8 protein-coding genes are annotated in these 10,828 nt (G+C 43.6%); 5 read left to right on the plus strand and 3 right to left on the minus strand.

Features of this window, described 5'->3' with window-relative positions; genetic code table 11:
• Positions 1 to 86: 86 nt before the first annotated feature.
• From FEK29_RS07255 to FEK29_RS07270, 4 genes are all read left to right on the plus strand, one after another.
• The gene (locus FEK29_RS07255; RefSeq protein ID WP_240042688.1) at positions 87 to 962 is read left to right on the plus strand and encodes a nucleotidyltransferase family protein; all 876 of its coding nucleotides are present in this window, start codon (positions 87 to 89) and stop codon (positions 960 to 962) included.
• A gap of 786 nt (positions 963 to 1,748) precedes the next feature.
• A complete protein-coding gene (locus FEK29_RS07260) occupies positions 1,749 to 2,609 on the plus strand; it encodes a UDP-2,3-diacylglucosamine diphosphatase (RefSeq protein WP_138257767.1) in 861 nt (286 codons plus the stop codon).
• 14 nt (positions 2,610 to 2,623) lie between these two features.
• The gene (locus tag FEK29_RS07265; protein WP_138257768.1) at positions 2,624 to 3,619 is read left to right on the plus strand and encodes a glycosyltransferase family protein; all 996 of its coding nucleotides are present in this window, start codon (positions 2,624 to 2,626) and stop codon (positions 3,617 to 3,619) included.
• An 8-nt stretch (positions 3,620 to 3,627) separates the two neighbouring features.
• The gene (locus tag FEK29_RS07270; protein ID WP_138257769.1) at positions 3,628 to 4,977 is read left to right on the plus strand and encodes a GH1 family beta-glucosidase; all 1,350 of its coding nucleotides are present in this window, start codon (positions 3,628 to 3,630) and stop codon (positions 4,975 to 4,977) included.
• A 320-nt stretch (positions 4,978 to 5,297) separates the two neighbouring features.
• On the opposite strand, the gene FEK29_RS07275 is transcribed toward FEK29_RS07270, so the two are convergent.
• Positions 5,298 to 6,476 carry an acyl-CoA dehydrogenase family protein gene (locus FEK29_RS07275; RefSeq protein WP_138257770.1) on the minus strand — a complete coding sequence of 393 codons (1,179 nt, stop codon included), beginning with the start codon at positions 6,474 to 6,476 and terminating at the stop codon, positions 5,298 to 5,300.
• A 50-nt stretch (positions 6,477 to 6,526) separates the two neighbouring features.
• A complete protein-coding gene (locus FEK29_RS07280; protein ID WP_240042689.1) occupies positions 6,527 to 7,186 on the minus strand; it encodes a tRNA1(Val) (adenine(37)-N6)-methyltransferase in 660 nt (219 codons plus the stop codon).
• A gap of 169 nt (positions 7,187 to 7,355) precedes the next feature.
• On the opposite strand from FEK29_RS07280, the gene FEK29_RS18080 reads away from it, so the two are divergent.
• The gene (locus FEK29_RS18080) at positions 7,356 to 9,308 is read left to right on the plus strand and encodes an autotransporter outer membrane beta-barrel domain-containing protein (RefSeq protein WP_193554882.1); all 1,953 of its coding nucleotides are present in this window, start codon (positions 7,356 to 7,358) and stop codon (positions 9,306 to 9,308) included.
• Positions 9,309 to 9,378: 70 nt separating this feature from the next.
• On the opposite strand, the gene FEK29_RS07290 is transcribed toward FEK29_RS18080, so the two are convergent.
• Positions 9,379 to 10,821 (minus strand): sulfatase family protein, encoded by a 1,443-nt coding sequence (locus FEK29_RS07290; protein WP_138257772.1) that lies wholly within the window; start codon positions 10,819 to 10,821, stop codon positions 9,379 to 9,381.
• Between the last annotated feature and the right edge of the window lie 7 nt (positions 10,822 to 10,828).

Genomic DNA, 10,828 nt, shown 5'->3' on the forward strand with positions numbered 1-10,828 from the left:
TTCATGGGGAATCCTCAACTGTTTGGCCGATTCTTCCCCGCTATTTTCATCACAATCCGTACTTTTGGACTTTAAAATTTAAAATCATGACATTACTTTTAATGGCCGCAGGAAGCGGAAGTAGATATGGAAAACTGAAACAGTTCGATGATTTGGGCCCCAAAGGGGAATTCCTCATGGAGTTTGCCATCTACGATGCACTACAGAACGATTTTGAACAGATCGTGGTCATCACCAAAAAGGAAAATGTGTCCTTTTTGGAGGAATATTTAAGTGAAAGATTGCCAAAAAACATTAAAATAAATGTACTGGCCCAGGAATTGACGGATCTGCCCGATGGTGTAAATTACAAAGGTGACCGTCAAAAACCTTGGGGAACCGCACACGCGGTATGGACGGCCAGAAATGTCATTGACGGACCTTTTGTGGTCTTGAATGCGGACGATTATTACGGACAGGCCGTTTATAAAAAGGCTGCGGACTTTATAAAATCCAATAATGAGGCATACGCCCTTTTGGGCTACACCCTAAAGGATACCCTATCCGAACACGGTTCCGTATCCCGAGGTGTTTGTAAGGTTGAAGGAGATAACTTGGTTTCCGTAAACGAACGGTTAAAATTGGTTCAAAAAGGCGACAAAATCGTTGATGAGGACACCGGTCTGGAATTTACGGGCGATGAACAGGCCAGTATGAACTTTTGGGTTTGCAGGCCTTCCATTTTTGAAAAGATAGATGCCGAGTTGAAGGTATTCCTACAGGACGAGAACAAAATCGCATCCAGCGAGCTGTATCTGCCCTTCATGATCCAAGAGATGCTGCAAGCTAATGAAGCCGAGGTGAAATGTATCCCCTCCGGCGCGGAATGGTTCGGGGTAACCTATGCCAGCGATCGTGAAAAGGCCGTGGAAAACCTACAGGCCAAGACCAATGAGGGACTTTACAAGACACCTTTGTGGTAGAAAACTCTTAAAAAATTAAAAAGGCCGGTAGTTGTTGCTACCGGCCTTTTTTGTGTTTTAACCCAAATTATGCTTTAGGACTTCGTCATGAGGGTTCAAAATACAATAAACACACGTGTTTTCTTAAATTTAGCATAGCATCGCTATGGTTAAATTAAAAAACAGCTTAAACAGGGTGTGTTTTTGAAGTAGTTTGAAGCTGTAATAGATTTTCTATTGCATATTTTGGGTTTAAGGATTACCAAAAGGGTTGAAACTAAAAAGAGTCCGACTTTGTGAAGCCAGACTCTTTTACGAGAACACTATATGAAAATGAAAAATTATTTACTTCTTTATTTTGATGTAAATGTAGCAGCTTTCCTTTCGCTCAAGAACTATTTGTTGTGAGTGAAGTGCTATTTGTTGTCAAACCAACTTAAATTGTGGTTTGCCGAAATTTCCTTCAATATAAGCGGCCAATCTCAGCTGATTCTTACTAGCGCTATTGGAAAATAGCTTAACAATCAGATAACTAAAAGATAAGTTACACCTAACCGAAATAGCGCGTTAAAGCATCAATTTTGTAGTCGGGGATTTTCTTTGTATGAAACCCTCATCGAGGGATTTTTTAGGGTGAACTATATATCTCACTTAAAGGAAATATTCATTTAGGGATCTCTTATACTTTATATGAACTTGTGAAAATAATACTGAAACCTCTTACTTCATTTTCCTCAAGTTTTTCAGTAAACTCACCGGTAAGTCTATCCTACTTAAGAAAAAATCACCACCAATTTATCGACCCTTATGAAAAAAAGACCTGTTGATATCGTGGTCATATCAGATGTGCATTTAGGCACCTATGGATGCCATGCCAACGAACTATTGCAATACCTTAAGTCCATTGCTCCAAAGGAAGTTATACTGAATGGCGACATTATTGACATCTGGCAGTTCAGCAAGCGCTACTGGCCCAAATCGCATATGAAGGTGGTCAAATATCTTATGGGCTGGATCACAAAGGGCATCAAAGTGCATTACATTACAGGGAACCACGATGAAATGCTACGAAAATTTACGGGCTTTCAAATGGGTTCCTTAAGTATTGTCAACAAAGTGGTTTTGCCCGTTCACGGTAAAAAAGCATGGTTTTTTCACGGGGATGTCTTTGATGTGACCATGCAACATTCCAAGTGGGTCGCCAAACTTGGGGCCAAGGGCTATGACTTTTTGATTCTGTTGAACAGGGGAATCAATTTTATCAGCAAACAAGTGGGACGCGGACCTATTTCCATGTCCAAAAAAATAAAGAACGGCGTAAAATCCGCAGTTAAATTCATCAACAACTTTGAAACGACGGCCTCTGAAATAGCCATAGAAAATGGCTATGAATACGTTGTATGCGGACATATTCATCAACCCGAAATTCGCAAAATTTCTACGGATAAAGGAGAAGTAACCTACCTAAATTCTGGGGATTGGATAGAAAACCTAACTGCGTTGGAATACAACCACGGTCAATGGGAGCTCTACTCCTTTTACAATGATAAGGGCATACAAAATCAATTGGAGGATCCTCATGAGGAACATCCGGTCCTTGAAAGGGCCGAACTGTTCCAAAGCCTTTTGGATGAATTCAGGACAAGCGGATTGGTAAAACTAAAATAATACGACAGAAGTTTATGCGGGTATTATATGCCATTCAAAGTACCGGAAACGGCCATTTAAGCAGGGCAAGGGACGTAATTCCGGCCCTGCTCGATGAAAATATAGATCTGGATATCCTAATCAGTGGTACACAGGCCGATATAGACTTACCCTATACGATAAAATACCGATGCAAGGGATTGAGTTTCATATTCGGCAAAAAAGGGGGTGTGGATATGTGGAAGACCTACGTAAAATCGAACACCCTGCGATTGCAAAAGGAAATCCGAAGCATTCCGGTCCAGGACTACCATTTGATCATCAATGATTTTGAACCTGTTTCCGCATGGGCCTGCAAACTGGCCGAAAAACCTTGCTTTAGTTTCAGCCATCAATCAGCCGTGCTATCCAAAAATGCCCCTAAACCCAAGAAAAAGGATAGCTTGGGTAAAATGATACTAAAGAACTATGCGCCCGGCATCCATCACTTTGGCCTTCATTTTAAATCCTATGACGAGGGTATTTTTACGCCCATCATCAGGGCCGATATTCGTAATGCTCACACGTACGAAGGAGAACACTACACGGTCTATCTGCCATCCTATAGTGATGGAAAAATCATTCATTTTCTTTCACAAATACCCAATGTAAAGTGGGATGTTTTTTCCAAGCACAACAACCGGGAAACGGTCACCAAGAATTTGAGCATACGCCCCATTACCAATGAAGCCTTTGTGCAAAGTATGGCCACTAGCAAGGGTGTTCTTTGCGGGGCAGGTTTTGAAACGCCAGCGGAAGCACTTTATATGCAAAAAAAGCTACTCGTAGTTCCTATGAAAGGTCAATATGAACAACAATGCAATGCGGCCGCTTTGCAGGAAATGAATATTCCCGTCATAAAATCCTTAAAGGAAAAACACCTGCCCAAGGTTATGGATTGGGTATCCTCAAACACAAGAGTTAATGTGGACTACCCCAATATTACTTCGGAAATAGTTCGAAAATTACTTATGAAAAGTTTGATGGCATAGAGTATCGCATGGCAAAAAAGATACACTCCTCAGATTTTGGCAAGGATTTTATTTGGGGGGTCTCCACAGCCGCCTTTCAGATAGAGGGCGCCTATGACAAACATGGCAAGGGGCCTTCCATTTGGGATGTTTTTACCTCGAAGAAGGGAAAGATTCGAGGCAACGATACGGCCAAAACCAGTTGTGATTTTTACCATAGGTACAAGGAAGATATCGACCTGATGAAAATCTTGAATATCCAAAATTTTAGGTTCTCCATTTCCTGGAGTAGGATATTGCCTACTGGAACGGGTAAAATAAATACGGAGGGAATTGCCTTCTACAATAGGGTCATCGACTATTGCCTGCAACAGGACATAACTCCTTGGATCACCTTATACCATTGGGACTTGCCACACGTCCTTGAGCTGAAAGGAGGTTGGACCAACAGGGAAATCCTGGATTGGTTCGAGGAATACGCTAAGGTTTGCGCCCAATCCTTTGGCGACCGGGTCAAACATTGGATGGTACTGAACGAACCTATGGTGTTTACCGGCGGTGGCTATTTTTTGGGAGTCCACGCCCCGGGAAAAAAAGGAATGCGCAATTTTCTTCCTGCCGTTCATCACGCGCAATTGTCTCAAGCGGTTGGGGGACGCATGATTCGAAAATGGATTCCCGATGCAAAAATTGGAACTACATACTCCTGTTCCTACATTGTACCAAAAAACAAATCACCAAGGAACATCAGGGCGACAAAAAGGGTGGATGCACTTTTAAACCGACTCTTCATAGAACCCGTCCTAGGTCTTGACTATCCCGAAAAAGATTTGCCGATATTAAAAAAACTAAAGCCTTTTATCCTACCCGGGGATATGGAAAAAAGCCAATTTGAATTTGACTTCATCGGCATACAAAACTATACGAGGGAGGTTGTACAACACAGCTATTTTATTCCTTACATCCAGGCCAAGATCATAGAAGCCCCCAAAAGAAATGTTCGCACCACATTGATGGATTGGGAGGTATATCCACCCAGTATCTATGAAATGATACACAAATACAACGGTTATAATACGATGCCCGATCTTATCATCACGGAAAACGGGGCCGCGTTTCAGGATACGTTCACGGAAGGAAAAATCAAGGACAAGAAAAGACAGAAGTTCCTTAAGGACCACTTGGAGCAAGTACTAAAAGCCAAAAAGGAAGGCCTAAACGTTCATGGGTACTTCGTGTGGACGCTCACGGATAATTTTGAGTGGGCCGAAGGATACCACCCCGGTTTTGGATTGGTCCATGTCGATTTTAAGACGCAAAAACGCACCGTGAAAAAATCGGGAAAGTGGTATAAGACCTTTTTGGATGTACGCAATTAGCCATATATACAAACAATAATGTCAGATCGAGCGCAGTAGAGACCTCATTTTAAAAGCAATAGGTTCAATAATCTCTGTACTACCCTTCGGCTACCCTCAGTAAAGGCTGCTCGAGGTGACACTGGAATGTGATATACAATGGAGAATCCAAAAAGCCTTTTAAAGGATTCCTAGTAATTGGATATAAAACAAAAAAGCCGATGCTCCCATCGGCTTAAGCTAACTAACTCAAAAAATTACATGAATCTTAATTACACGCAGGGCAAAAATAAGATCCTATTTTTGAGGATATGTTAAGATAACCTAAGCAATTTGTTATCTTATTTAAAGGCTTGGTGTCCTGTAATATCCGCTCCGGTAATCAAGAGATGAATATCATGGGTGCCCTCATAGGTAATCACACTCTCCAAATTCATCATGTGGCGCATGATACTGTAATCCCCGGTAATGCCCATACCACCCAAAACTTGTCTGGCTTCCCTGGCTATGTTGATGGCCATTTCCACATTGTTCCGTTTTGCCATGGAAATCTGGGCCGTAGTGGCTCGCCCCTCATTCTTTAACTGTCCCAGACGGAAAGCCAACAATTGGGCCTTGGTGATTTCCGTAATCATTTCGGCCAATTTTTTCTGTTGCAATTGAAAAGCGGCGATTGGCTTGCCAAATTGCATGCGCTCCTTGGCATATCGCAAGGCCGTATCATAGCAATCCATAGCAGCTCCAATGGCGCCCCATGAAATTCCATATCGGGCAGAATCCAAGCAGCCCAATGGCGCTCCTAGACCCGATTTGTTCGGTAACAAATTCTCCTTGGGCACTTTTACATTGTCGAAAATAAGTTCGCCCGTTGCCGACGCCCTTAGAGACCATTTGTTATGCGTTTCGGGTGTGGAAAATCCCTCCATGCCCCTTTCCACGATGAGTCCATGGATCTTGCCCTCCTCGTTCTTGGCCCAAACCACGGCAATGTCCGCAAATGGCGAATTGGAGATCCACAATTTTGCCCCGTTCAACAGATAATGGTCGCCCATATCCTTGAACTTTGTTTCCATACCGCCCGGATTGGATCCATGATTGGGTTCCGTAAGTCCGAAACAGCCCATCATTTCCCCGCTTGCCAACTTAGGCAGGTACTTTTTGCGTTGTTCCTCAGTTCCATAGGTGTAAATAGGATACATCACCAACGAGGATTGCACGGATGCCGTGGATCGCACTCCACTGTCCCCGCGCTCTATTTCTTGCATGATGAGACCATAACTGATTTGATCAAGACCTGCACCCCCATACTCCTCTGGAATATACGGGCCAAACGCCCCTATTTCCGCTAATCCACCAATAATCTGCTTGGGAAATTCGGCTTTTTGGGCATATGTTTCTATAATAGGGGAAATATCCCTTTTTACCCATTGCCTAGCGGCATCACGTACCAATTTATGTTCATCGGAGAGCAAGTCGTCCAAATTATAATAGTCGGGCGCTTCGAATAAGTCGGTTCTCATATATAGGATTTATAAGTGACGTAAAAATATAACATTGTAAAAACAATAAGTTACATTTTTAGATAAAAGTCCTTGGTCAAGGCCACGTATGCTTCGGTATATTCATGCCTTTCCTTTTCGATGGTCAATGTTTCGACTATTGCATCGGCCTTTGTCCTCGAAAATTCTATCAGACTACGCTTTAATGGGGCATCGCTGTGCCCCCTTACGCTACATATCCTCCAGACGTAAAGACCCGAGGTATTTGCCAGTGCGATGAACTCCTCGGTTTCCTTGTAGGGTATTATGACCGAAAACGTACCTCTATAGGACAATAACTTGGAAACACTTTCCACCAATTCCGTAAAGGGCAATGTATCGTTCTGGCGCGCCAAGTCCCTTGAGGTATTACCACTGGATACGGTTTCACTATAAAATGGCGGATTACTTATGATCAAATCATAGACCTCGTCCACTTCATCTACAAACTCGTCCAATCCAGCATGATAGCAGTATAGTCGGTCGCCCCACGGTGAGGCCTCAAAATTTTCGACACACTGTTCGTAGGCATTTTCATCGATTTCAAGGGCATCGATTGTAGGCGCATCGCATCTTTGAGCCAACATTAAGGATAATACACCTGTACCTGCACCAATATCCAAAATGGATTGTGGCTCAAAATCTACGTTCGTCCAAGCGCCTAAAAGGACACCATCGGTCCCTATTTTCATCGCACAACGTTCTTGGTCAATTTTAAATTTTTTAAAGCAAAAAGTATCCTTCAATGTGTTGTTTTTTGAGGTGTATGAAAATTTTGAAGGGCCTAGGTTCCAAAAAAAAGGAAAAAACCAAACCCTTGAAAAAATCTTCCGTACATAAACATACATAAAAACAATTATTATGAAACTTAGAAAAACATTCAGATTTATCCTGCCCATAGTCATGGGCGCAATGCTCGTTACTTCATGTAGTGATGATGACGGCGATTTTATTCCTCCAATAGTGGACGGAGGCGATTCCGAAACCTATCAACTGAGCTCCGTTTCCAACCCCGACATCTCGGGTACAGCCAAAATTATTGACAATGAGGACAACTCCATAACCGTAGAACTGGAGCTGCAGAATACCCCAAGTGGAGGAATGCATCCCGCTCATATCCATTTTAATACAGCCGCGGAAGGTGGGGATATAGCAATTACCCTGGGGACGGTGGATGGTTCAACCGGCATGAGTTCCGTTACGTTTTCTACGCTTGACGACGGTACTCCCATTACCTACGAAGAATTGTTGGATTTTGACGGATACATCAATGTCCATGCCAGTGCAGATGACCTTGCAACTTTGGTCGCCCAAGGCGATATAGGTCAGAACGAGCTGAACGGCGAGACCAAGGTTTATGAACTGGGAAGCGTAGCCATTGAAGAAATCAGCGGTACGGCTACATTCTCAGAACGAGTAAATGGAGAAGCTTTAGCTACTATTATATTGAACAATACGCCCGCTGATGGTATACACCCGGGACACATACATATGAATACGGCTGCAGAAGGTGGTGATATTGCCTTCACTTTCAATCCAGTCAATGGTGCTACCGGCATAAGTAATACGAATGTCTCCGCGTTGGATGATGGCACCGCTTTTGGTTACAACGATGTGCTTACCTATGACGGATATATCAACATTCACTTAAGCGCGGATGACCTCGCAACTTTAGTCGCACAAGGGGATATTGGACAAAATGAATTGACCGGTGAGGCCAAAAGCTATGAACTTGCTTCTGTGGATGTGGAAGGAATTGATGGAACGGCCACTTTTGAGGAGCGGGTAAACGGTGAAGCCCTGGCGACACTCATGTTGAACAACACCCCTGAAGATGGAATACATCCTGCACACATCCACATGAACACTGCCGCTGAAGGTGGAGATATAATCTTTACGTTCAATCCTGTTGATGGTGCTACCGGTATGAGCATGACCAATGTAAGCGCGTTGGATGACAATACTTCATTCGGGTATAATCAAGTATTGGAAGTTGATGGATATATCAATGTTCATTTAAGTGCCGATGATTTGGCCACTTTGGTTGCACAAAGTGATATTGGGCAAAATGAATTGACCGGGGAAGCCAAAACATACGAATTAGGTTCTGTTGCCGTACCGACTATCTCTGGTACAGCGACCTTCGAAGAGCGTCTAAATGGAGAGGCTTTGGCAACTATTATGCTTGAAGGTACTCCAGATGGTGGCATGCACCCAGGACACATCCACGCCAATAGTGCAACGGAAACGGGCGACATTTTATTTACCTTCAATCCCGTGGATGGAACTACCGGAATGAGCGTGACCAATGTAGCTACCTTGGACGATGACTCGGCTTTTGGATATGATGATGTATTGGAAGTAGACGGATATATCAATATTCACTTGAGTGCGGATGATTTGGCCACTTTGGTAGCCCAAGGAGATATAGGCGAAAATGAATTGACAGGTACTTCCAAAACCTATGCCTTGGCTTCGGTAGATGTACCTGGAATTAGCGGAAATGCCACGTTTTTTGAACGTGTAAGCGGAAATGCCCTGGCGGTAATCGAACTCACAGGAACCCCGGCAGATGGCGTTCACCCAGCCCATATCCATGCGAACAGCGCTGCGGAAACCGGTCCGATTATTTTTAGCTTCAATCCCGTTGACGGAACTTCGGGGATGAGTAGCACACATGTGGAAATCTTGGATGACGAGACTCCGTTCAGCTATCAGGATGTGTTGGAAGTAGACGGATATATCAATGTGCATTTAAGTCCGGATGACTTGGCAACCTTGGTTGCGCAAGCTGACATCGGAATAAATGAGTAAACACGTTTCATTATTTGTTAAAATAGGGCGACCAAATTGGTCGCCCTATTTTATTATAAAAAAATCATTTCTATCTTACCCAAGCTGGCTCCCTGCGTTCACTGCCTTCCATTCCAGTAAGGCTATCTCCCAATTCGGCCCGCATGGCATCGGCCATAGCGGTAATTTCTGAAATAATCTCCGGATGTAAATCCGCAATGTTGGTGGTCTCACTAACATCGGCCTCCAAATCATACAGTTCAATATCTTTTAGTTTCACCATTTTATAATCTCCTGGCAGCCCGTCCTTACCGGGTTCTTGACCTTCCATGGTTCTATAGGTATGGGGAAAATACAGTTTCCATTTTCCATAGCGCACCCCAAAGAGTTCATTGACGCGATAGTAATAGAAATAGGCCTTTTGTGGACTATTGTCGGTTTCACCCGTAAAGAGGCCCCAGGCACTTCTACCGTCGATTTTCTTTTGGGGCAATTCTGCATTCGTTGCCTCGGCAATGGTAGGCAAAATGTCGATGGCCATGACAGGTGCATCCACTACCCTATTGGATGGGATTTTCTTGGGGTATTTCACCAAAAAAGGTTCGCGCTGGCCGCCTTCCCAAGCCGTACCTTTGCCTTCCCTGAGCGGATAGGCACTCCCCGCATGGTTGCCGTAGGAAAGCCAAGGCCCGTTATCCGAAGTAAAAATCACTATGGTATTTTCGGTCAGTGCGTTTTCCTCCAAGGCCCTTAGGATTTCCCCAACGGACCAGTCCAACTCCATGATAACGTCACCGTACAAACCCCTTCCGGATTTCCCCTTAAATTTATCGGATACGAATAAGGGAACATGTGGTTGTGGATGGGGCACGTAAAGAAAAAATGGCTTCTCTTTATTTTTATTGATAAAATCCACGCTCCTTTCGGTAATGCTTTTTGTGAGGTCTGATTGGTCCGTTAACGTGTCCAGTATTTTTTCGTTTTCGTACAACGGTAAAGGACCGAAATTGAACACAGGCCCTTGCTGCGGATGCAAAGGCCACATATCATTGGAATAGGGGATTCCGAAATATTCATCGAATCCGTGATTATTGGGCATCAATTCAGGCGCATCGCCCAAATGCCATTTCCCAAAAATTCCGGTAGTATAGCCCTGGGACTTGAGCATTTCGGCCAAGGTAGTTTCCTCAGGGTTCAATCCGATCTCGCTATTGGGCATCAATGCATTGTGGATGCCGATTCTATTGGGGTAGCATCCGGTAAGAATACCGGCCCTAGATGCGGAACAGACCGCCTGTGCAGCATAAAAACTAGTGAGCTTCAGTCCCTCCTTGGCCATTTGGTCCAAATTAGGGGTAGCGATGTCATCGGCTCCAAAAACACCTACATCATTGTATCCCTGGTCATCTGTAAAAATTAAAACGACATTAGGTGGCTGAGCTTCTTTTGAAGTTGATTTTTGTGGTCTCTCTTGACAAGAACACATAGTAATTAGCATAAAAAAGACAAATCCTTTAAAATTTAATTGTTTCATGTGTTTT

The organism is Maribacter aurantiacus (assembly GCF_005780245.1).
In the GTDB taxonomy this organism is placed as follows: Bacteria; Bacteroidota; Bacteroidia; order Flavobacteriales; family Flavobacteriaceae; genus Maribacter; species Maribacter flavus.